The organism is Aquabacterium sp., assembly GCF_050725395.1.
In the GTDB taxonomy this organism is placed as follows: Bacteria; Pseudomonadota; Gammaproteobacteria; order Burkholderiales; family Burkholderiaceae_C; genus Aquabacterium.
The window spans coordinates 40,775-60,000 of sequence record NZ_JBOHHL010000002.1 but is presented as its reverse complement, the minus strand read 5'-3'; the positions used below and the strand labels follow the sequence as shown (position 1 = coordinate 60,000).

At 66.4% G+C, this 19,226-nt stretch carries 19 protein-coding genes; 8 read left to right on the top strand and 11 right to left on the bottom strand.

Going from position 1 to position 19,226, the window contains the following annotated elements; translation table 11 throughout:
* Positions 1 to 62 precede the first annotated feature (62 nt).
* On the bottom strand, positions 63 to 1,313 hold the full coding sequence (locus ACREB4_RS01645; protein ID WP_431586447.1) for a multifunctional CCA addition/repair protein: 1,251 nt from the start codon (positions 1,311 to 1,313) through the stop codon (positions 63 to 65).
* A 225-nt stretch (positions 1,314 to 1,538) separates the two neighbouring features.
* Here ACREB4_RS01645 and ACREB4_RS01640 point away from each other — a divergent pair, with 225 nt between their 5' ends.
* Complete coding sequence (locus ACREB4_RS01640) at positions 1,539 to 2,051, top strand: PEP-CTERM sorting domain-containing protein (protein WP_431586446.1); 513 nt, start codon at positions 1,539 to 1,541, stop codon at positions 2,049 to 2,051.
* Between the two features lie 36 nt (positions 2,052 to 2,087).
* On the opposite strand, the gene rsmA is transcribed toward ACREB4_RS01640, so the two are convergent.
* Genes rsmA through ACREB4_RS01625 form a run of 3 tightly spaced genes read right to left on the bottom strand, consistent with a single transcriptional unit; the run spans position 2,088 to position 6,826 of the window.
* Entirely contained in the window at positions 2,088 to 2,876 is a 789-nt protein-coding gene (gene rsmA, locus ACREB4_RS01635) for a 16S rRNA (adenine(1518)-N(6)/adenine(1519)-N(6))-dimethyltransferase RsmA (protein ID WP_431586445.1), read from the bottom strand.
* Positions 2,866 to 4,293, bottom strand: a complete 1,428-nt coding sequence (locus ACREB4_RS01630; protein WP_431586444.1) for a peptidylprolyl isomerase — start codon at positions 4,291 to 4,293, stop codon at positions 2,866 to 2,868. The genes rsmA and ACREB4_RS01630 overlap by 11 nt, the downstream gene beginning before the upstream one ends.
* Entirely contained in the window at positions 4,286 to 6,826 is a 2,541-nt protein-coding gene (locus ACREB4_RS01625; RefSeq protein ID WP_431586443.1) for an LPS-assembly protein LptD, read from the bottom strand. The genes ACREB4_RS01630 and ACREB4_RS01625 overlap by 8 nt, the downstream gene beginning before the upstream one ends.
* A 92-nt stretch (positions 6,827 to 6,918) precedes the next feature.
* On the opposite strand from ACREB4_RS01625, the gene ACREB4_RS01620 reads away from it, so the two are divergent.
* The gene (locus tag ACREB4_RS01620; RefSeq protein ID WP_431586442.1) at positions 6,919 to 8,013 is read left to right on the top strand and encodes an aminoglycoside phosphotransferase family protein; all 1,095 of its coding nucleotides are present in this window, start codon (positions 6,919 to 6,921) and stop codon (positions 8,011 to 8,013) included.
* 47 nt (positions 8,014 to 8,060) lie between these two features.
* Positions 8,061 to 9,650, top strand: a complete 1,590-nt coding sequence (locus ACREB4_RS01615) for a DEAD/DEAH box helicase (protein ID WP_431586441.1) — start codon at positions 8,061 to 8,063, stop codon at positions 9,648 to 9,650.
* Here ACREB4_RS01615 and ACREB4_RS01610 read toward each other — a convergent pair.
* Positions 9,636 to 10,586 carry a cupin domain-containing protein gene (locus ACREB4_RS01610; protein ID WP_431586440.1) on the bottom strand — a complete coding sequence of 317 codons (951 nt, stop codon included), beginning with the start codon at positions 10,584 to 10,586 and terminating at the stop codon, positions 9,636 to 9,638. The two genes, ACREB4_RS01615 and ACREB4_RS01610, sit on opposite strands and share 15 nt — an antisense overlap.
* Before the next feature lie 186 nt (positions 10,587 to 10,772).
* Here ACREB4_RS01610 and ACREB4_RS01605 point away from each other — a divergent pair, with 186 nt between their 5' ends.
* From ACREB4_RS01605 to ACREB4_RS01585, 5 genes are read left to right on the top strand one after another with little or no spacing between them, the layout of a single operon-like run.
* Positions 10,773 to 11,927, top strand: coding sequence for an alkane 1-monooxygenase (locus tag ACREB4_RS01605; protein WP_431586439.1), 1,155 nt, complete (start codon positions 10,773 to 10,775; stop codon positions 11,925 to 11,927).
* A 6-nt stretch (positions 11,928 to 11,933) separates the two neighbouring features.
* Positions 11,934 to 12,119, top strand: a complete 186-nt coding sequence (locus tag ACREB4_RS01600) for a rubredoxin (protein WP_431586438.1) — start codon at positions 11,934 to 11,936, stop codon at positions 12,117 to 12,119.
* 60 nt (positions 12,120 to 12,179) lie between these two features.
* Positions 12,180 to 12,803: a sigma-70 family RNA polymerase sigma factor gene (locus ACREB4_RS01595; protein ID WP_431586437.1), complete on the top strand. Its 624-nt coding sequence runs from the start codon at positions 12,180 to 12,182 to the stop codon at positions 12,801 to 12,803.
* Positions 12,800 to 13,006, top strand: coding sequence for a zf-HC2 domain-containing protein (locus ACREB4_RS01590; protein ID WP_431586436.1), 207 nt, complete (start codon positions 12,800 to 12,802; stop codon positions 13,004 to 13,006). Before ACREB4_RS01595 ends, ACREB4_RS01590 begins: the two co-directional genes overlap by 4 nt.
* Positions 13,007 to 13,060: 54 nt before the next feature.
* Positions 13,061 to 13,540: a DoxX family protein gene (locus ACREB4_RS01585; protein WP_431586435.1), complete on the top strand. Its 480-nt coding sequence runs from the start codon at positions 13,061 to 13,063 to the stop codon at positions 13,538 to 13,540.
* Between the two features lie 9 nt (positions 13,541 to 13,549).
* Here the strand turns inward: ACREB4_RS01585 and ACREB4_RS01580 are convergent, their stop codons facing one another.
* The 6 genes from ACREB4_RS01580 to ACREB4_RS01555 are packed head-to-tail and all read right to left on the bottom strand — an operon-like array spanning position 13,550 to position 19,176.
* The gene (locus ACREB4_RS01580; RefSeq protein ID WP_431586651.1) at positions 13,550 to 14,350 is read right to left on the bottom strand and encodes a transglycosylase domain-containing protein; all 801 of its coding nucleotides are present in this window, start codon (positions 14,348 to 14,350) and stop codon (positions 13,550 to 13,552) included.
* Entirely contained in the window at positions 14,350 to 15,210 is an 861-nt protein-coding gene (gene aroE, locus ACREB4_RS01575; RefSeq protein WP_431586434.1) for a shikimate dehydrogenase, read from the bottom strand. Before aroE ends, ACREB4_RS01580 begins: the two co-directional genes overlap by 1 nt.
* On the bottom strand, positions 15,207 to 16,103 hold the full coding sequence (locus tag ACREB4_RS01570) for an energy transducer TonB (protein ID WP_431586433.1): 897 nt from the start codon (positions 16,101 to 16,103) through the stop codon (positions 15,207 to 15,209). Before ACREB4_RS01570 ends, aroE begins: the two co-directional genes overlap by 4 nt.
* A 21-nt stretch (positions 16,104 to 16,124) precedes the next feature.
* Positions 16,125 to 18,194, bottom strand: coding sequence for an RNB domain-containing ribonuclease (locus ACREB4_RS01565; RefSeq protein WP_431586432.1), 2,070 nt, complete (start codon positions 18,192 to 18,194; stop codon positions 16,125 to 16,127).
* A 52-nt stretch (positions 18,195 to 18,246) separates the two neighbouring features.
* Positions 18,247 to 18,852, bottom strand: coding sequence for a YqiA/YcfP family alpha/beta fold hydrolase (locus ACREB4_RS01560; RefSeq protein WP_431586431.1), 606 nt, complete (start codon positions 18,850 to 18,852; stop codon positions 18,247 to 18,249).
* Positions 18,853 to 18,888: 36 nt separating this feature from the next.
* Positions 18,889 to 19,176 carry a PsiF family protein gene (locus ACREB4_RS01555; protein ID WP_431586430.1) on the bottom strand — a complete coding sequence of 96 codons (288 nt, stop codon included), beginning with the start codon at positions 19,174 to 19,176 and terminating at the stop codon, positions 18,889 to 18,891.
* Positions 19,177 to 19,226: the final 50 nt, after the last annotated feature.

Sequence of the window (19,226 nt, the reverse complement as noted above, 5' to 3'; positions counted from 1 at the left end):
TCCAGTGAACTCCAAGGGGCCTTGCGAATGTGCAAGGCCCCTTGAGTCCATGGTTCACCGCATCATTTCTTGTCGCCTTCAGCCCGGGATTTCGCCCAAGCGATCTCGATGGCCTTGACGCGCGCATCCTGGATCGCCTTGCCCACGGCCGGTCCCTGCTTGCCCGCCTCCATGCACTTTTTAGCGACCTTGGCCGTGTCCACGCCCAAGGCGATGTCCAATGCCGCCTGCAATTGCACGGCCTGGGGGTAGGGCTGCTCGTCCATGCCCAGCCGACCGCGCGCATCGCACTCGCAGGCCAGCAAGACCTGCTTGAAGCGCCCCGGCTTGCGGATGGCGTCACAACGCTCCAACAGCCGAAGAGTCGGTGCCGCTTTCAGATCGCCACTGCGGTGGATGTTGCCGTGCTCGCGCGCCACCACGTCGGCCAACTCGCGGCAATCGACCGGTGCGCGCAGGCGTTCGCTCACGTCCTTGAGCAGGCGGGCGCTGCGTTCTTCGTGCCCGATGTGGCGCGGCAAGACGTGTTCAGGCGTCGTGCCCTTGCCCAGGTCGTGGCACAGGCAGGCGTAGCGCACGGCCAGGTCGGCGTTCAGGCGGGCGCTCATGTCCAGCACCATCATCAGGTGCACGCCGGTGTCGACCTCGGGGTGGTAGTCGGCGCGCTGCGGCACGCCCCACAGGCGCTCGACCTCGGGCAGCAGGCGGGCCAAGGCGCCGCACTCGCGCAGCACCTCGAACATGCGCGAAGGCTTGCTCTCCATCAGCCCACGCGACAGTTCCTGCCAGACGCGTTCGGGCACAAGGTGGTCCACTTCGCCTTGCTCGACCATGTCGCGCATCAGGGCCAGGGTTTCGGGCGCCACGGTGAAACCGTCGAAGCGCGCGGCGAAGCGGGCCAGGCGCAGGATGCGCACCGGGTCTTCCGAAAACGCGGGTGAGACGTGGCGCAAAACCTGGGCAGCCAGGTCGCGCTGCCCGCCGTGGGGATCGATCAACTGGCCTGATTCGTCTTCGGCGATGGCGTTGATGGTCAGGTCGCGCCGGGCCAGGTCTTCCTCCAGCGTCACGTCGGGCGCCGCGTGGACCACGAAGCCTCGGTAGCCGGGCGCGGTCTTGCGCTCGGTGCGGGCCAGGGCGCATTCCTCTTTGGTGTCAGGGTGCAGGAAAACCGGGAAATCGCGGCCCACCGGGGTGTAGCCCAAGGCCACCAGCTCATCGGGCGTGGCGCCCACGAGCACCCAGTCCCGGTCGCTGCCAGGACGGCCAAGGAGTCGATCGCGGACAGCGCCGCCCACCAAAAAACGCTTCATGCCCGAAGTGTATCGGGGTGGGGCGTGCACTTCTTTGGCGACAGGCGGCAACGCATCATGGTGCAAATTCACCCCTCGTTCGAAGGGGAACCACGGGGCGCCGTGTGCCATCGGTGTGCATGACTGGCCGATTTACCGAGCTTGGTGGCCTGTTGACGCTTGGCATGCTTCATGCCTAAGGGTTAGCACTGCATTTGGTTCGTTGTCATCTTCAAGGGGTCAGCCATGAAAACAAGTTTCCAAGTTCCTGTCCGAATCCGATCGACCGTGGTGGGTGCCATCGCGGCCCTGGCGGTTTGCTCGTCCGCGAACGCGTTCACCAAGAGCATCGGTGACCTGAGCGTGGCGCCCTCGCCCGGCAGCGCCATCTTCCTGGGGCTGGCCTCGATCGACGACACGATCCTGTTCTCGCTGTCATCGTCCTCGCTGGCCTCGTTCACGATCACGCCGCAATCGCTGGACCTGGGCTTCGTCATCCCTGGCGCCACGGGCGTGAGCTTCTCGCTGTACAAGGGCATTGACCTGCTGGCCGGCCCCGGCACCAGCTTCGCCGGCCTGAGCCTGGACGCCGGCACGGACTACAGCTTCAAGGTGACGGGACCCACCTCGGGCTTGTACTCGGTGAACTGGTATGTGTCGCCTGTGCCGGAGCCCGAAAGCTATGCCTTGGCCTTGGCCGGCATGGGCGCCGTCATCAGCTTGATGCGCCGCCGCCGTGACACCGACCGCAACGGCTGAGCATTTTTCTGCACCTGCCAGCGGCCTGAACGCCATTCAGGCCTGACAGCGGCGGGCCAGTTCCAGGTACTCGGCCACGGGCACTTCCTCGGCGCGCCGGGTCACGTTGAAGTCGAAGTCAACGCCGCGCGCGTTCAGCCACGCGCCCAGGGTGTGCCGCAGTAATTTGCGGCGCTGTGAAAAGGCCACCGTCACGATCTCGCCCAGCAGCTTCTGATCGATGAGGCTGGTCTGCGGCAGGGGCACCATGCGCACCACCGCCGAATCCACCCGGGGCGGTGGGTCGAAGGCCTCGGGCGGCACGTCCACCACCGATTCCATGTGGTAGCGCCACTGCAGCATCACGCTCAGGCGGCCGTAGTCCTTGTTGCCTGGCCCGGACACCATGCGATCGACCACTTCCTTCTGCAACATGAAGTGCTGGTCTTCGACCTGGTCGGCCCAAGGCAGCAGGTGGAACAGGATGGGCGTGGAGATGTTGTACGGCAGGTTGCCGATGACCCGCAACTTCTTCGGGGCGTGCTCTTGCGCGAGGGCGCCGAAATCCACCTTGAGCACGTCGGACTCGATCACCGTCAGTTCGGGGCGCTGGCGCAGGCGTTGCACCAGGTCGCGGTCCAGCTCGATCACGGTGAGGTGTTCGCTTTCCGCGACCACCGGGTCGGTCATGGCGCCCAGGCCAGGGCCGATCTCGACCAGGGCCTGGCCCGGCTTGGGCCGGATGGCGCGCACGATGTCCTCGATGACACCGACATCGGCCAGGAAATGCTGGCCAAAACGCTTGCGGGCGAAATGCCCCTTGTGGCTCTTGCGGTCAGGGGGCATCGCGCAATTCCACGTACGCGGCGGCGCGGAGTTCCTTGGACCATTCGTCGTAGGCGGCCTCGAAGCGCTGCTCGCGCAGCACATTGCGGGCGGCTTCGTTCTTCTGCGCGTCGCTCAGTTCGACTTCCTTGCGCTCGATCAGTTGGATCAGGTGCACGCCGAATCGGGTGGTCACGGGCTCGGAGACCTGGCCGGGTTGCAAGGCCAGCAAAGCCTTTTCGAACTCGGGCACGAACTGGCCGGGGGCCGTCCAGCCCAGGTCGCCGCCCCGCATGGCGCTGCCGTCCTCGGAGTACTGGCGGGCCATCTGCGCGAAGCTCGCCTGTCCACCGACGATCTGCTTGCGGATGTCGTCCATGCGCTTGACGGCTGCCTTGGCGTCCAGCTGGGGTGTGGTGCGGATCAGGATGTGGCGGGCGCGTTGCTGCGTGTAGGTGGCCTTGCCCGAGTTCTCGCGCTCGATCAGCTTGACCACGTGGAAGCCCGCGCCCGAGCGGACCAGGGGCGCGACCTTGCCCACTTCCACACCCTTGACCGCTTCGACGAAGAGGTCGGGCAGGCGGCTGGCCGGGCGCATGCCGACGGTGCCGCCCTGATCGCGCGTGTTGGTGTCGGCGGAATTGGCCTTGGCCAACTGGGTGAAGTTCTCGCCGCGGCTGGCGCGTTCCTGCAGCGCCTGGGCCTTGGCTTGCAGGGCCTGGACCTGGGCCGGGCTGCTGCCTTCGGGCACGACGATCAGGATGTGCGCGATGTTGTAGGAAGTCTCGCCCAGGCCTTCGGCGCCTTGCGCGTAGAAGGCGGCCACGTCGGCATCGCTGACCTGGATGCGCGAGTTGACCTCGCGGGCACGCACGCGCTCCAGCAGGATCTGCTCGCGCAGGCTGTCGCGGTAGCGCTGGAAGTCCAGGCCATCGGCGCGCATGCGGGCCTTGAGTTCGTCCACGGTGATCTTGTTCTGGGTGGCGATGTTGTCGATCGCGGCGTCCAGTTCGGCCTCGGGCACGTCCATGCCGGCCTGCCTGGCGAAGGCCAGTTGCACTTTCTCGTTGATCAGGGCGTCCAGCACCTGCTGGCGCAAGGCGTCGCCGTTGGGCATCCGGGCGCCGGAGGGGGCCGACTCGAGCACACGGCTGACACGCCGTTCGACCTCCATGTGGGTGATGGGCTCCTGGTTGACGACGGCCACGATGTAGTCGGCGGTGCTTTGCACGCCCGACAACTGCAGTTCGGTGCTCAGGCCGCGGTTGCCCGTGATGCGGGGCGCCACCGAAGGCGCGTCGGGGCGTTTGAACCCCTGCGCCTGGGGCGCGGACGCGGCCGTCAGCAGGGCCAGGCCCAGACACAGTGCCGAAGCAAGCCTGTGGTGGCGGGGCTGGCGGGACACGGTGGTGAAGTGGGGCTTGGAGTGATCAGTCATCGGAGGAGGTGGGCAAGGTGCTCGGGGCCGTCAGCACGCTGTGGTCTTCGCGCAGCAGCCGGTAGCCAGGGATATTGTCCCTCAAGGCGCGCAGGGGGCTGGAACCCAGGCGGGACAGGCCGACCAGTTCGAGTTGGAACATGAAGCGGGTGCTGGCCTGGTCGCGGCCCACGGACAGGCGCTCGGCCACGATCCGGCCGATCCAGCAGCCGGCGTCGTATTCGAAGCCATACAGGGTGTCGGCGAAGCGGCTGTCACGCAGGCTGTAGTTCAGGCGGCCAACGCTGTACCAGGTGCCTTTGCAACTCGATCCGCCCGACGCGGGCTTGTCGAAGTTCATGGCGTTGACCTCGGCGACGGCCTGCTTGGCCATGTCGTTCATGGGCGGCTTCTTGCCAAAGATCGGCCATTGCCAGCCCAGGGCGAGCTGTTCGTTGCTGTCTCGGGTGTAGCGGTAGTCGGCGCTGATGGTGCGCCAGGCGCCCGGCGAGTAGCGCACGCCGATCACCGAACGCTCGTTGCGGTGGCCTTGCGCGCTGAACTGGGCGGTGCCGTTCAGGGTCCAGTGGGGCGCCACGGTGGTGGAGCCCAGCACCAGCAGGTCGGACAACCTTTGCTTGGAGGGGGCCTCGTTGTTGGGCGTGATGCGTTGCGGCGAGAACAGCACGCCTTGCACCACGCCCAGGCGCAGGGCTTCCTCGCCCGTCAGCGGGTTCAACAGGCGCGTGGTCAGCCCCAGGTTGATCTTGTTGGCGTCGGAGATGCGGTCCACCCCGGTGAAGGCGTTTTCGTCGAAGCTGGAGTACTGGTTGAAGTCTCGTGGCGCGCTGTCGAACAGGGGCAGGTCCGACTGGTTGCGGTAGGGCGTGTAGACGTATTCCGCGCGGGGTTCGAGCGTCTGGATCAGGTCCTGGCCAAAGAAGTTGGCCTGGCGTTCCAGGGTGGCGCTGCTGTCGATGCTGAAGGTCGGGATGAAGCGGCTGGCTTCGCGCTGGCCATTGGCCAGGGGGCGGTCCAGCGAGTAGCTGACCGCGTGCAGGGTCATGCGGGGCGTGATGGCGATGCCGCTGTCGCCCATCGGGCGTTCCAGCCGGGCAATGGCGTGCAGGCGGTCCCCGCTGAGGCGGGTCCGGTCTTCATTGGTGAATCGGTTGAACTCACCCGTCAGGTTCCAGGCCCAGCCGGCCTCGGACGTGCTGCGGCTGTGCACGCCGAGCTGCGGTTCGCGCCGGTAGGGCGAGATGACCTGGGTGTCGGCGTCGGCCGTGGGCGACAGGTCGCGCAGCGTCTGCCAGGTCTGCACATTGGCGTACAGCGAGGTCTGGCTGTTGCCCAGGCCCCAGTTGCGGGTGTTGAGCTGGCGTTCGATGCTGGCGTGGCTGTCGTACAGGCGCGGCGTCAGCGAAGGCAGGTTGCGCGGGAAGTCCTTCCAGTAGTCGTCGTCGGAAAGGCGCCGCCAGCGCAGGTCGTAGTTGGTCACCGTGGGGTCGCCGCTGGTGTTCAGATCGCCTTGGTGCTTGAAGTCGACCAGGCCGCGGGACCGGTTCGCCACCTGGTCGTCGGGCAGGGCATAGAAATGCAGGGTGCCGGAGTCGCTGGGCAGCAGGTAGCGGTATTCCGCGTCCAGCCCCGCGCCGCGCCGGGTGGACACGGTGGGCGTGAAGGTGGCGTCCTGGTTGGGCGCGATGTTCCAGTAGTAGGGAACGGCCAGCTCGAAGCCGCTCTTGTTGTCGACGTCGAAGCTGGGCGGCAGCCAGCCGGACTTGCGCGCATCGGTCAGGGGGAAGGTCAGCACCGGGGCGCCCAGGATGGGCACACCCAGGAAACGGATCACGGCACCTTCGGCGCGGCCCTCGTTCGCATCGATGTCCATCGTCACCTTGCGCGTGACCAGCACCCAGTCAGGCTCGCCAGGGCTGCCATCGGCGGTGTTTTCAGGCGTGCAGCTGCTGTAGGTGGAATTGGTGGCGCGCAGGCGGTTGTTGCCCAGGAACTCGACCAGGTCGGCGTGTCCGCCAGCGTTGGTGCGGGCGAAGCGGTAGTTGGGCTTGACGAACTCGCCCTCCAGGGTGTCCAGCTTGAGCGTGAGTTCCGGCCCGCTGTAGAAGTCGCCACGCCGGCTGATGCGCACATTGCCCACCGCCCTGGCGGTGTTGTCCTGGTAGGTGTGGGTGACCTCGTCGGCGCGCACGCTCAGGTCGCCCTGCTTGAGCCGCACGGAGCCGGTGGCCCGCAAGCGGTCGTCGGGCTGGCCTTCCAGGTGGTCGGCTTCAAAGAAAAGGGGCAGTGCCTGGTTGCCCTTGCCGGCCAGGGGCACGTCCAGGTTGAAGGAAAAGCGCGATGGATCGACCAGCGCGCCATTGGGTGAAGCCGGTGCCTGGCCGGGCGACGAGGCCGCCGACGTGGCCGCGGCGGGCGGGGTGTCGTCCGCGGCCTGGGCGGTTGAACAAGCCAGCGGGCCCGCCGCCAGGGCGGCGGCCAAGGCGATCGGGGTCCAGCGGGCGGACAGGGGGCGGGCGGTGGATCGGGTCACGGTGTGGAGCGGGCGCTGTCCTGGATGGAAGGGGCGCCGCTTCGGCAGCGGCCTTGCCTACAATCGGTGGATTATTTCATGCGCCCACACCCATGCCTTCTTTCGATGCCATCGCCTGGTCGGATGCCGACCGCCACGCCTCGTTCCAACAGTGGCTGAACCAGCTGGCGCCGGCCCATGGCCTCTTGCCCGATACGCTGCGGTCGGCCAGCGCCGACGCGAGTTTCCGCCGCTATTTCCGGATCGATGCGCAGGGGGCTGCCCAGGCTTCCTTCATCATCATGGACGCGCCGCCCGCCAAGGAGGACTGCCGCCCCTTCGTGGCCATCGACCGCCTGCTGCACGCTGGTGGCGTGAACGTGCCCCAGGTGCTGGCCTGGGACGAGGCGCAAGGCTTCATGCTGCTGACCGACCTGGGCGAGCACACTTTGCTGTCCACCCTGGATGCCGGCGTGGAAGTGGGCAACCTTGAAACGCCCGACAGCCGTGCCCGTTACAACGCCGCGATTGAAGAGCTGCTGCGGCTGCAATCGGTGACCCCGCCGCCCGGCACGCCGCTGTACGACGACGCCCTGCTGCAGCGCGAGATGGACCTGTTCCCCGATTGGTACCTCACCAAGCTGCGTGGCCAAGCGCTCGACGAGGTCCAGCAAGCCATGCTGGCCAAGACCTTCGGCCTGATCAAGTCGCAGGTGCTGTCGCAGGCCACCGTGCTGGTCCACCGCGATTACCACAGCCGCAACCTGATGGTGTCCCTGGGCGACACCCAGGCCCGCCCCGGGGTCATCGATTTCCAGGACGCCGTGGTTGGCCCCTTGACCTACGACCTGGTGTCTTTGCTGCGCGATGCCTACGTCTTCTGGGACGAGGAAACCCAGCTGGACCACGCCGTGCGCTACTGGGAGCGCGCCCGCAAGCAGGGCCTGCCCGTGCCGGCCGATTTCGGCGATTTCTGGCGCGATCTGGACTGGATGGGCTTGCAGCGCCACCTCAAGGTGCTGGGCATCTTTGCCCGTTTGGCGCTGCGTGACGGCAAGGAGGGTTATCTGAAGGACATCCCCCGTGTCTGGACGCACGCTCACAAAGTGTGCACTCGCTATCAAGGGCTGGGGCCGCTGGCCAAGATTCTGGAGGCCGCCGAGGCCAGCACCATGGGGGTGCAACGCACCGTGGGTTACACCTTCTAGGCGCTCGCTTGCGCCTGGGGGGCGCAGAGGGGATAATGTTCGACTTGATGAATCAGAACACCCCCCTCGCGGCAGAGTTGCCGCCCACGCCCTCGACCGTCGACCAGACCGTTTCCGCAGAGGCCGCTTCCATCCCCAGCGCATTGCCCGCCGATGTGGTGCCCGAAGAGCCCAAGCGCTTCGACACGCTGCCGCTCGATCCCAAGCTGCTGCGCGCCATCGACTACCCGACGATGTCGCCCATCCAGGCCAAGGCGATTCCCCTGGTGCTGGAGGGCCGCGACGTCATGGGCGCCGCGCAGACCGGCACCGGCAAGACCGCCGCCTTCTCGATCCCGCTGCTTCAGAAGATGATGAAGCACGAGAACCCCAGCATGTCGCCCGCCCGCCACCCGGTGCGCGCGCTCGTGCTGACGCCCACCCGCGAGCTGGCCGACCAGGTCGCCGTCAACATCAAGAAGTACGCCAGCAAGACCAATCTGCGCTCGGCCGTGGTGTTCGGCGGCATGAACATGAAAGAGCAGACGGTCGAGTTGAAGGCCGGCGTCGAAGTGCTGATCGCCACCCCAGGCCGCCTGCTGGACCACATCGAAGCCAAGAACTGCATCCTGTCGCAGGTCGAGTACGTCGTGCTCGACGAAGCCGACCGCATGCTGGACATCGGTTTCCTGCCCGACCTGCAGCGCATCCTGAGCTACCTGCCCAAGCAGCGCCAGACGCTGCTGTTCTCGGCCACCTTCTCGCCCGAGATCAAAAAGCTCGCGCAGAGCTATTTGCAAGACCCGATCCTGGTCGAGACGGCCCGCCCCAACCAGACCGCCACCAACGTCGAGCAGCGCTTCTACCGCACCACCGACGACGACAAGCGCAACGTGATCCTCCAGATCCTGCGCCAGCGCAGCATCACGCAGAGCATCGTGTTCGTGAACTCCAAGCTGGGGGCTTCGCGCCTGGCGCGTTCCTTCGAGCGCGATGGCCTGAAGACCTCGGCCCTGCACGGCGACAAGTCGCAAGAAGAGCGCCTGAAGGCCCTGGCCGCCTTCAAGGCCGGCGAGATCGAGCTGCTGGTCGCCACCGACGTGGCTGCCCGAGGCATCGACATCGCGGCCTTGCCGGCGGTGTTCAACTTCGACATCCCCTTCGGCGCCGAAGACTACGTGCACCGCATCGGCCGCACCGGCCGCGCGGGCGCTTCGGGCCTGGCCGTGTCCCTGGTGACGTCGTCCGACGCGCGCCTGATGGCCGACATCGAGAAGCTGATCAAGAAGAAGATCGAGGTCGAGCCCTTCGAGCTGCAAGACGATCGCCGTCCGCGCCGCGAATCGCGCTACAGCGAAGACCGCGAAGAGCGTCCCGCCGAGTCGTCGGCTTCGGCTGGCGGTGACCGTGAGCCATCATCGCGTGACCGTGATCGCGATGCCAGCCGTCCCGCCCGCCCTGCGCGTCCGGCCTACCGCCGCTCCGAGCCGGTGGACCCGTTCTTCAACCAGCCTTACGAGCCCGCCGCCGGTGCCGATCCTGTCTGGGAAGACAAGAGCGCCACGCCGGCCAGCAGCACCAGCAGCGTTTCGCGCTTCATCAAGCCCAAGCGCAAGGTCGCGGCCTTGCTGGGCGGCCCCGGTTCACTCTGCCGTTGAGTCTTCGGGCGACAGGGCGCGTGCGCGCTGCTGTCGCCACACCGAAGGCGACACCCCGTATTCGCGCTTGAAGGCCTGGCTGAAGGCCGCCTCCGACGCGTAACCTACCTGGTCCGCCACCCGGCTCACGGCTTGGCCACCGCTGCTCAGCTGGCGCGCCGCCAGGCGCATGCGGTGCCGTGTCAGGTAAGTCAGGGGCGGCTCGCCCAGGGCCTGGCCGAAGCGGTCGGCGAAGGCCGAACGTGACAGGCAGGCGTGCTGCGCCAGTTCGGGCACCGTCCAGTTGTGGCGCGGGTTCTCGTGCATGCGCGACAGGGCCGCCGACAAGGCCCGGTCCTTCAGCGCGGCCAGCCAGTTGCCCGAGCCTTCGGGGATCGATTCGACGTGGTCGCGCAGGCATTCCATGAACAGGATGTCGCCCAGGCGGTTGATGATGGCCTGCTGCGCGGGACGGCGCGCCGAAACTTCTTGCGCCAGGAACTGCAGGCCAATGCCCAACCACAGCGGGGGCGCTTCGCCCAGGCCGCGCAGGTGCATCAGCGGGGGCAGGGCGGCGACCAAGGGGGCGGCCATGTCGATGTCGAAGCGGGCATGGCCGCTGATCAAATGGCACACCGCGCCGCCGCCGCCCAGCTTGAGCGCACTCAGGTTGGAGCTGCTCAAGTGGGGTCGCAGGTCTTCAGGCTGGGCCGTGGTGTGGGGCTTGTCCTGCACGATGTGCGCGGTGCCGGCCGGCAACACCAGCAGGTCGCCGGTCTGCATCAGCAAAGGCTCTTCACCCTCGCGGATCAGCCAGCATTGCCCGGCGGCCACGGTGTGGAAAGAAGCCAGGCCGGGCGTGTGCAGCCTCAGCGACCAGGGCGCGGTCATTTCGGTGTACGCAAAAACGACACCATTGAAATGCATGTCGTCCAGGATCAAACTGAGAGGGTCCATGGGCCGTGAGCATGCCATGTTCTGCAAGGCGTGATTCGCCGGATTTCTGGTGTGATCCGCCAGCGTTGCATGGGCCCAGGGTTAACGCCAATGGGTGGGCGGCGGATCGATGAAGCGCGCCGGCTTTCCGCCTATTCACGCCAGGGCCTCCGCGCGGGACACTGGCGCCAGTTGAAAGGAACCGTCATGCAACAAGCCGCTACCGCACCCAGCCGCTGGGTCGATTCAAAACGCTACCTGTGGCTGCTCAGCCCGACGGTGACCCTGGTCGCCGGCGCGGGTCTGCTGGGATTCTGGAAGTTCGAACAAACCTGGCTCCTGTGGGTGGGTTTCGCCATCCTGTACGGCGCCATCCCCGCGCTGGACTGGCTCTTTGGTGAAGACAGCAGCAACCCGCCCAACGAGGCCCTGGCCGAACTGGAAGCCGATACCTACTACAGCTGGGTGCTGTACGCCTTCGTGCCGCTGCAATTGGCGGTGCTGGTCTTCGGTGGCTGGCTGGCCGTGACGCACGACTTGCCCTGGTACCACCAGGTGGGCCTGGCCCTGAGCGTGGGCATCATCAATGGCATCGGCATCAACACCGCGCACGAACTGGGCCACAAGAAGCTGAAGTTCGACCGCTGGCTGGCCCGCATCGCGCTGGCGCCGACGTTCTATGGCCACTTCTTCGTCGAGCACAACCGCGGTCACCACAAGAACGTGGCCACCCCGCACGACCCGGCAAGCTCGCGCTTTGGCGAGTCGTTCTATGCCTTCCTGCCGCGCACCATCATCGGCAGCTTCCGTTCGGCTTGGAGCCTGGAGGCTGAACGCTTGCAGCGCCTGGGCAAGGGCGTGTGGAGCCTGCAGAACGAGAACCTGCAATCGTGGGCCATGTCGGTCGTGCTGTTCGCCGCGATGGTCGCCTTGCTGGGCTGGGCCGTGCTGCCCTTCCTGATCATCCAGGCCATCTATGGTTTCTCGCTGCTGGAAGTGGTGAACTACCTGGAGCACTACGGCCTGCTGCGCCAGAAGGGCCAGGATGGCCGCTTCGTGCGCTGCGAGCCCGAGCATTCGTGGAACAGCAACCACGTGGTGAGCAACCTGTTCCTGTACCAGTTGCAGCGCCACTCCGACCACCACGCCAACCCCACCCGCCACTACCAGTCGCTGCGCCACTTCGACCACAGCCCGCAGTTGCCATCGGGCTACGCCGGCATGATCGTGCTGGCCTACATCCCGCCCCTCTGGTATGCCGTGATGAACAAGCGGGTGCTGGCGCATTACAAGGGCGACATGAGCCTGGTCAACCTGCAGCCATCCCGGCGTGCCGAGCTGCTGGCCCGCCATCGGTCATGATGAGCCATGAGCAAGGATGAAATGCCGATGCGATACCGTTGCCCCAACTGCGAGCATGTCTACGACGAAGCCCAAGGCGAGCCCCATGATGGTTTCGCCGCCGGCACGGCCTGGTCCCTGATCCCCGAGGACTGGTCCTGTCCCGGGTGTGCGGTGCGCGACAAGGTGGACTTCGAGGCCCTGGACGACTGATCTGCTTGTACAGTCGCGGGTGACACCACCCCGGGGTCTCCTGCCGACCCGTGACCACCCATGAGCACCGCTGCTGCTGCCGCTTCGGACGACGACCTGCTCGATGCAGGCTACCTCGGCACCTTGAGGCTGCAAATGGTGAAGTTCGCGCAGCTTCACCTGAACGATGCGCACCAGGCCGAAGACGCCGTGCAGGAAGCCCTGGCCGGCGCCTTGGTGGGCGCCCAGCGCTTCGCGGGCCGAGCGGCCCTCAAGACCTGGGTCTTCGCCATCCTCAAGAACAAGGTGGCCGATGTGCTGCGCCACAAGCAGCGCATGGTGGACGCCAGCAGCCTCTGTAAGGAAAACGAGGAAACCGCGACCAACGATTTGTTCGACCAGCGTGGTCACTGGCTGGCGGACAGCCGCCCCGCGGGCTGGGACAATCCGCAGGCGAGCCTGGAACAGCAGCAGTTCTGGCTGATCTTCGAGGCCTGCCTGGAAGGGGTGCCCGCCCAGCACTCGCGTGTTTTCATGATGCGCGAGTTCATGGGTTTCGAGACCGACGAGATCTGCGTGACCGTGGGCATTACCTCGGCCAACCTGTTCGTGATGCTGCACCGGGCCCGCTTGCGTCTGCAGGAGTGCCTGGGGCAGCGCTGGTTCGGGACTGCCGAGGCACCGAAGAAGAAAGGCCGCCGATGAATTGCGTTCGAGCCACCCGGCTGATGTCCGAGTCGCAGGACCGGCCGCTGACCAACGGCGAGCGCACCATGCTGGAAGTGCACACCTGGACCTGTGTGGGTTGCCGCAATTTCAGGAAGCAGGTGGGCTTTCTGCGCCAGGCAATGCAGGCTTTCTCCCAGCGCCAGGACGACGATGATGGGCCGTCCGCCGGACGCCTGTAAGAAGTCGCTTCCTTGTGCGACTCATGGCAAGAGAAACCCCAACGGAGCTTTGCCATGAACACACCTTCACCCCTCGAGCGCTGGATCGAACCCCTGGTGCAACTCGCCCGGCGCATCGAGCCCTGGGCGCAATCGCTGGTCTTGCTGGCCGCGCGCCTCTACCTGCTGGACGTGTTCTTCAAGTCGGGCCTGACCAAGGTTCACGACTGGGAAGCCACCTTGTTCCTGTTCACCGAGGAGTACCACGTGCCGGTGCTGCCGCCAGTGTTGGCCGCGTGGATGGGCACGGGGGGCGAACTGGTGTTCTCGTCCTTGCTGGCCATCGGCTTGTTCAGCCGGCCGGCCGCGGTGGGGGTGTTCATGCTCAATGCCGTGGCGGCCTTCAGTTACCCCGACATCAGCCCGGCGGGCCTGAAGGACCACGTGCTGTGGGCGGTGCTCAGCTTCGCCCTGGTGGTGTTCGGCCCTGGCCGGCTGGCGCTGGATGCCTGGTTGATGCCGCGCCTGTTTCCTTCGCTGCTGCGCATGCGCTGAGCGCGGTCATCAGGGCAGCTCGACTCCCAGCAGGCGTGCCGCGATGGTGGCGCCCCGGCCCGCCACATAGCCCGACTGCGGATTTTTCTCGAAGCGCTTGGGGGCGGGCAGCATCACCGCCAGGCGGCCCGCTGGCGTGGCGCTGAGCTGGCTGGCATCGACGTGGAAGTAATGGCGGGCGGCGGCTTGCGCACCGAAGACGCCCTCGCCCCATTCCACGTTGTTGAGGTAGATGCCCAGGATGCGCTCCTTGCCCAACAGGCCTTCCAGCATGAAGGTGATGGCGAACTCCTGACCCTTGCGCAGGAAGTTGCGTTCACCGCTCAGGAAGAGGTTTTTGGCCAGTTGCTGCGTGATGGTCGAGCCGCCGATGACCTTGGGTGTGGCGGCCAGGGCGCGGGCCGGAGGCTCGGGCATTTTGCGGCCACGCGCCTTGGCGCGCTCCAGGGCGCGTTCATGGCGGGCCTGTGCCTGAGCGCGCGCCCTGTCGACCTTGACCTGGGCTTGGTTGTTGCGTTTCCAGGCATTGCGCAGGGCCTCCCATTCGACCCCGCTGTGGTCCACGAAATTGGCGTCCTCGGAAGCGATGACCGCGCGCTTGAGGTTGTCGGAAATCTCGTTGTAGGGCCGCCATTCCTGGCTCCACAGCACCTGGTGCTTGTCGCGGGCCAGCCTGAACATCTCGCTGCGCTGGAAGGTGGTGGATTGCGGATTGACCACGGTCATCAGGGCGATGCGGGCCACGAAGTACAGCTGCAGGGCGATGCCGCCGAGCACGATCAGGACGAAGAGCCGCCAGGCGCTGCGCATCATCGGCTTGATTCCTGGGGGGCGTCGATCTGGGCGCGCAGAACGGCCAGCACGGGGGCGGTGTCGGGACGGGTGCCGCGCCACAGGGTGAAGCTTTCGGCGGCTTGTTCCACCAGCATGCCCAGGCCGTCGCGGGCCACGGCGTGGTGCTCTCGTGCCCATTGCAGGAAGGGCTGGGCGGCGGGACCGTACATCATGTCCAAGGCCAGGGTGCCAGGGCGCAGCACGCCCGAGCCCACCGGCACGCCGCCGCCCGACAGGCTGGCCGCCGTGCCGTTGATGAACACATCGTAGGCCTGGCCGGCATTGTCCAGGGCCCGGCTGGTCAGGCGCACGCCGTGTTCAGCGGCCCAGTCGGCGTGGCGGGCGACGAGGGCCTGGGCTTTGTCCAGGCTGCGGTTGGCCAGCACGATCTCTTCGGGCCGCGTTTCGATCAGCGGGCCCAGCACGCCAGCGCTGGCGCCGCCCGCGCCCAGCAGCAGCACGCGCTGGCCAGCCAGGGCCACGCCCGCGTTGGCCGTGATGTCGCGCACCAGGCCGACGCCGTCGGTGTTGTCGGCCAGCCAGCCGCCTTCGCTGAAGGGGTCGAATCGCAAGGTGTTGGCGGCCTGGGCCAGCTCGGCGCGCGGAGTGCGGCGCGCGGCCATTTCAAAAGCCTCGAACTTGAAGGGCACGGTCACGTTGCAACCCAGCGCGCCACTGTTGGCGAAGGCCTGCAAGGTGCTCTTGAATGCATCGAGTGGGCAGAGCAGTCGGCCATAGTCCACGGCTTGCCCGGTCTGCTGGGCGAACTGCTGGTGGATGGCGGGCGAGCGGCTGTGCTCGACCGGGTTGCCGGCCACGGCATAGCGGGCGCTCATGGGGCATTGCCTCCGTTGGGTATCGCCTGGGTGGTGGTGGCTTCCAGGGCAGCATCGCGCGTGAAGCGGAAGCGCGACGAAATCAACAACAGATCGCGGCCCTGGCTCACTTCCAGGGGCACGGCGCCAAAGGGGCCGGCTTTCTTGACGATGGACTGGGCGCGCTTGTCCAGTTGCTTGTTGCCCGAGCTTTGCGTCACGATGGCCTCGATCACCTCGCCCTTGCGGTCGATCCACACCTCCATGACCAGCTCGCCATACAGCTTCTTGCCGTTGTTGCCAGTGGGGAAGTGCTCGGTGCCGGCCCGCTCGATGATCGTGCGGAAATGGCTGTAATACATCGCGTCGCTCGACTTCAGCGTGGCCGGGCTGAGGTAGCGCTTTTTGGGCCGCGAGTTCTCGGCGCGGATGCGCTTGTCGATCTCGGCCAGCAGTTCGGTCAACTGGCGGCGGCGCTCTTCGTCGGCGCGGTTTTGCGCGGTTTCCTGCTTCTGGCGCGGTTGCGGCGGTGGCAGGCTGGAGAGCTCGTTCTGGATCTGCGTCAGCAACTGCTGCTGTTCGACCTGCATCAGTTCGACCATGCGCTGGGATTCGTCCAGCGACTCGCCGACCTCGGTCTGGAAAGCCGGGGGCAGGGGCGAGGTGGCGCGGCCTTCGCCTTCGCCGCCACCCTGCAGGTTGTGCTGCGCCAGGGCCTGCGCCTTCTCAGGCCGCTGTTCGCTGCCGGCGTTGACCAAGATCACCTCCAGCGGCGTGTCCTTGAAGACGCGGTTGAAGCCTTCGGGGTCGACGAAGCGCACGGTGATCAACACCACGTGGATCGCCACAGAGACGATCAGCGTCTTGTGCAGCAGGGTGAGGTGGCTCAGGGCCGCGCGCAGGCGTTGCAGCATGGGATGGGTTGAAGGAAGTGATCAGGCCTCGGGGCTGGCCGGGGGCGGCGCATCGGCGTCGGTCACGTCGATGGCCAGGGTCAGCGGTCCCGCATTGTCCAGTGCTTCATCGGCCTCATCACCCTCGGCATCACCCTGATCCGTGGCCGCGCTGGCGGTTTCATCGATGCGGGCGACAACGCTGGCGTGCACGTCCAGGGTCAGCTCATCGACGCCAGTGACGCGCACCCGAACCCGGGCGTTGCGCGGCAGGCTGTCGGCGCCGATGGCGCGGAACACCAGCGGCAAATTGTCAGCGCGGACCAAGCCGTTGATCATCACGGCGCAGTCGAGCTCGGTGATGTTCTGCTGGCCCAGGTAGCGCAGGGTCCAGTAGCGTTCCAGGCTGGACTGGAAGCCGTTGTAGGTGCTGTAGGCCGCGTCGAAGTTCGAGATGATCGAGAACAGGTCGGCGTCCTTCGGTTTGAAGGGCGCGACCAGGGCGGCGGTGCGGCCATGCTTGGCCACGGCGATGATCTGCCACTGGTTGACCAGGTCGACATAGCGGCGCAGCGGCGAGGTGGCCCAGGTGTACTGCGCCACGCCCATGCCGGCGTGCGGCAGGGCCTTGGTGCCCATGCGCACCTTGATGCCGGGTTGCAGGCTGGCCTGGCTGCGGTAGATGCCGGGCAGGCCGAAGTCGTTGAGCCAGCCGCCCCAGGTGCTGTTGGCCAGGATCATGGCCTCGGCCACGATCAGGTCGAGCGGCGAGCCGCGCTGGCGCGTGCCGATGACGACCTGCTCGGTGCCGGTGGGCTCCAGGCGGTCTTCCGTGGTGTTCTCGCTGCCATCGGCTTCGACCAGCTTGAAGGTGTAGTCGGGGCGGTTGAAGTTCTCGGGCTTGCCGCGCACGATTTCGCGCTGGGCTTTCAAATGCTTGGCCAGGCGGAAGGCGAAGGTCAGCTCTGCGCCGAAGGCGTAGTCGGCCGTGGCCTCGCCGTTCAAGGTGGCTTCGGTGACGGTGCCATCGAGCTTGTCGTGGCGCAAGTTGGCGGCGATCGGCACGGTTTCCAGGCGCGTTTCGCTGCCCTTGACTTCCAGCGTGGCTTCGTCGTACGTGACGTACAGCGACACGGCGGGGCAGTGGCGGCCCTCTTGCAGGGTGTAGCGCTGCACCACCTCGTCGGGCAGCATGGTCAGCTTGTGGCCGGGCATGTAGACGGTGGACATGCGGTTGCGCGCGACCACGTCCACGGGCGTGCCGGGCGCGATGGCCAGGCCTGGCGCGGCGATGTGGATGCCGTAGATGACCGTGCCCGTGCCCAGGCCTTGCACCGACAGGGCATCGTCGATTTCGGTGGTGCTGGAATCGTCGATCGAGAAGGCCTGCACGGGCGCCAGGGGCAGCTCGTCCTTGATGGGCGGCGCCTCCAAAGCGGGGAAGCCCGTGCCTTTGGGGAAGTTCTCGAACAAGAAACGCCGCCAGTGGAACTGGTAGGGGCTGTCGATGGCGCCGGCGTCTTTCAGCAGGTCCAAAGGCGCGCGTTGCGAGCGCTTGGATGCTTCGACCACGGCCTTGTACTCGGCGCCGTTCTTGTCGGGCTTGAAGAGGATCTTGTAGAGCTGTTCGCGGATGGCTTGGGGGCAACTGCCCTTGACCAGGTCTTCCGTCCAGGATTCGATCTGGGCGGCGACCTGTTTTTTGCGCTCGATGGCCAGCAGGGCCTGCTTGAGGATGTCTTCCGGCGCCTTGCGGAAGCGGCCCTTGCCACGGCGGTGGAAATAGTGCGGCGCGTCGTAGAGGCGGAACAGCATGGCGGCCTGCTGGGTGGCGTCGGCCTTGTCGCTGAAGTATTCCTTGGCCAGGTCTTCGAAACCGAACTCTTCTTCCGGCGCGACTTCCCAGATCAGGTCCAAATCGATGTCGGCGGCCTGGGCGGCGCCCTGGGCGAGCACCTCGGCCGGGTTCGGTTTGGCGAACTTGATCAGCACGTTGGCGTTTTTCGCCTTCACGCGCTTGCCCGAATCAAGCTCGATCTGCATGGAGCTGTCGGCTTCGGACATCACACGGCCGGCCTGGAATTTACCGGCGTCGTCAAAAAGGGCAAACATTCAGAAGGTGTCGCTAGGAAGGAGCTGGGAAGAAAAGGCAGCGCGTATTGTCCTACGGCTGCTGGCCCAGGCCCAGAAAACGCAAAACGGCGGGCAAATGGGGGGCGAAATCGGTCAGGGCGTGGTCGCCGCCGTCCAACAGCCGCATGGGCGTGCCAGGGTAATGAGCCACCATTTCGCGCCAATCCAGCACCTCGTCGCCCTTGGCGATGATGGGCAAATAGCGCTCGGGGCCGCTGATCGGGTAAGGCTCGATGGCCTTGAATTCGTCGATGAATTCGGGTCGGAAGAAGAACTTGGCGTCCGGGTCGTGGAAGTGGCTGAGTTCACCGATGTGGCGGGCCAGGTCGCGGGCCGGGGCCACGGCGGGATTGACCAGCACGGCGCGGCAGCCGAGCCGTTCCGCCAGCACCGTGGCATAGAAGCCACCGAGGGACGAGCCCATGACCGCCATGGTGTCGCGCGGCCAGTCGGCCACGATCTGCTGGATGTCGGCCCAGGCCTGGGCGGGCGAAGGGGGCAGCTGGGGGCAGGCCCAGCTCAGCGCGTGGCCTTGCTGGCGCAGCTCCTGGACGGCGGACGTCATCTGCTGCGCCTTGGTGGAGCGTGGCGATGATCGGAAGCCGTGCAGGTAGATCAGGTGGGTGGTGGCGCTCATGGTGCGCCACTATGACACCCCGCCCGTGGTCTTGGGCTACCTGGGCTTCCTGTCGGTCTTGGCGGGTTGCACCATCACCGGTTGGATGACCTGGCCGGGGGGCAGCTTCTGCGGCCCGCTGCTGGCGAAGGCGGGTGGCTTGGCGTCATCGGGGGCTTTCAGGCAGCTTCGCATGAAGGTGGCATGGTCATCCCCGGTGAAGGACTGGTCGCGTGATTGCTGGGCGCAGGACCGCAGCACATCCTGGCGGGCTTCCTTGGTCGCTGCCTGCGTTGGCAGGGAGGCGGCCAGCAGGACCACCCATCCCCAGAATTTCAGCTTCATTCTCGCTCTCCCTTTTGCATTTGATGGCGCATTCGAGCATGGCGGGATGA

What these genes read in the sequence shown, in the direction of transcription:
- ACREB4_RS01595 (WP_431586437.1), top strand. Translation starts at nt 12,180, where the DNA reads ATGAGCACCGCTGCTGCTGCCGCTTCGGACGACGACCTGCTCGATGCA.
- ACREB4_RS01560 (WP_431586431.1), bottom strand. Translation starts at nt 18,852, where the DNA reads ATGAGCGCCACCACCCACCTGATCTACCTGCACGGCTTCCGATCATCG.
- aroE (WP_431586434.1), bottom strand. Translation starts at nt 15,210, where the DNA reads ATGAGCGCCCGCTATGCCGTGGCCGGCAACCCGGTCGAGCACAGCCGC.
- ACREB4_RS01555 (WP_431586430.1), bottom strand. Translation starts at nt 19,176, where the DNA reads ATGAAGCTGAAATTCTGGGGATGGGTGGTCCTGCTGGCCGCCTCCCTG.
- rsmA (WP_431586445.1), bottom strand. Translation starts at nt 2,876, where the DNA reads ATGCCCCCTGACCGCAAGAGCCACAAGGGGCATTTCGCCCGCAAGCGT.
- ACREB4_RS01605 (WP_431586439.1), top strand. Translation starts at nt 10,773, where the DNA reads ATGCAACAAGCCGCTACCGCACCCAGCCGCTGGGTCGATTCAAAACGC.
- ACREB4_RS01590 (WP_431586436.1), top strand. Translation starts at nt 12,800, where the DNA reads ATGAATTGCGTTCGAGCCACCCGGCTGATGTCCGAGTCGCAGGACCGG.
- ACREB4_RS01640 (WP_431586446.1), top strand. Translation starts at nt 1,539, where the DNA reads ATGAAAACAAGTTTCCAAGTTCCTGTCCGAATCCGATCGACCGTGGTG.
- ACREB4_RS01615 (WP_431586441.1), top strand. Translation starts at nt 8,061, where the DNA reads ATGAATCAGAACACCCCCCTCGCGGCAGAGTTGCCGCCCACGCCCTCG.
- ACREB4_RS01610 (WP_431586440.1), bottom strand. Translation starts at nt 10,586, where the DNA reads ATGGACCCTCTCAGTTTGATCCTGGACGACATGCATTTCAATGGTGTC.
- ACREB4_RS01600 (WP_431586438.1), top strand. Translation starts at nt 11,934, where the DNA reads ATGAGCAAGGATGAAATGCCGATGCGATACCGTTGCCCCAACTGCGAG.
- ACREB4_RS01645 (WP_431586447.1), bottom strand. Translation starts at nt 1,313, where the DNA reads ATGAAGCGTTTTTTGGTGGGCGGCGCTGTCCGCGATCGACTCCTTGGC.
- ACREB4_RS01580 (WP_431586651.1), bottom strand. Translation starts at nt 14,350, where the DNA reads ATGCGCAGCGCCTGGCGGCTCTTCGTCCTGATCGTGCTCGGCGGCATC.
- ACREB4_RS01570 (WP_431586433.1), bottom strand. Translation starts at nt 16,103, where the DNA reads ATGCTGCAACGCCTGCGCGCGGCCCTGAGCCACCTCACCCTGCTGCAC.
- ACREB4_RS01620 (WP_431586442.1), top strand. Translation starts at nt 6,919, where the DNA reads ATGCCTTCTTTCGATGCCATCGCCTGGTCGGATGCCGACCGCCACGCC.
- ACREB4_RS01630 (WP_431586444.1), bottom strand. Translation starts at nt 4,293, where the DNA reads ATGACTGATCACTCCAAGCCCCACTTCACCACCGTGTCCCGCCAGCCC.
- ACREB4_RS01585 (WP_431586435.1), top strand. Translation starts at nt 13,061, where the DNA reads ATGAACACACCTTCACCCCTCGAGCGCTGGATCGAACCCCTGGTGCAA.
- ACREB4_RS01565 (WP_431586432.1), bottom strand. Translation starts at nt 18,194, where the DNA reads ATGTTTGCCCTTTTTGACGACGCCGGTAAATTCCAGGCCGGCCGTGTG.